1 protein-coding gene is annotated in these 1166 nt (G+C 69.7%); it reads right to left on the bottom strand.

The window, feature by feature from the left end; translation table 11 throughout:
- Positions 1-99: 99 nt before the first annotated feature.
- The coding region (locus ACVMLK_RS21090) for a flagellar motor switch protein FliG (protein WP_457487548.1) at positions 100-1166 on the bottom strand (1067 nt) is incomplete at its 5' end.

Below are 1166 nucleotides of genomic sequence, written 5' to 3'. Positions count from 1 at the left end.
GCGGCACCGCGCTCAGCGCGCGCGCCGCGGCGGCATAGCCCGCCCCCGCCTCGCGCGCGCCGGCGGCCACCGGCGCGACCGGGGTCAGCCGGCCGCCCATCAGCCGGTCTCGCCCACCTCATCCTCGTCCAGGATGAAGATGCGGCCCTCATCGGCCAGGCGCTTGGCGATGGTGATGATGTCGGCCTGCGCGTCCTCCACCGTCTTGCGCCGCTGCGAGGGCATGTTCTCGATCTCGTCGCGCATCATGGTGGCGGCGCGCTCGGACATGCTGCCGAGGAACAGCTCGCGCAGCTCCGGGCTGGCGGCGGTGAGCGCGATCTGCAGCTTGTCGGCCGGGCATTCGGCGACCAGGGTGGCGAAGGTCGTGCGGTCGACGCGGATCAGGTCGTCGAAGGTGAACATGATGCGCTTGATGCGCGCCGCCGCGTGCGGCTCGCGCGCCTCGATCTGGCGCATCAGGTTCTCGACCAGTCCCTTGTCGGCGCGGTTCATGATCTCGGCCACGATCTGCGAGCTGTCGCGCTCGTAGCTGCGGCTGAGATTGGTGATGAACTCGCGCTGCAGCGTCTGCTCGATGTCCTGCAGCACACCCTTCTGGATGCTGTCCATCCGCACCATGCGCAGGATGATCTCGTCCACCGAGGGCTTGGGCAGCAGCGCCAGCACCCGCGCCGCGTGCTGCGCCGGCAGCTTGGCGAGGATGACGGCGGCGGTCTGCGCCAGCTCGGTGCGCAGATAGGTGGCCAGCACCTCGGGCGAGATATTGGCCAGCTTCTCCCACATGGTCTTGCCCTCGGGACCGCGGATCTCGTCCATGATCTCGCTGACCTTCTCGTTGGGCAGCAGCCGGCGCAGCAGCCGCTCGGTGGTCTCGGCGGTGCCGATCACCGTGCCGGTGCGGCCGACCTCGTTGCGGAAGCGCGTGATGACGCGCTCGACATGGTCGATATCGACCTTGCCGAGATTGGCCATGGCGCGGCTGACGCGGCGGATCTCGTTCTCCTCCAGCCGGTCGAACAGGCTCTGGATGCGGGTCTCGTCGAGCGCCATGAACAGCACCGCGACATCGGCCAGCGGATCGGCCTTGCTCTCGGCGACGCGCACCGCGCGGCGGGATTCGGGGGCTTTCATCGGGCGGGACTCCGCGGCGGGCTGGGCGGGGG

This window comes from Teichococcus aerofrigidensis, from assembly GCF_054073225.1.
Note: the sequence above shows the minus strand (reverse complement) of the source record. Positions and strands in the feature narration are given on the sequence as shown.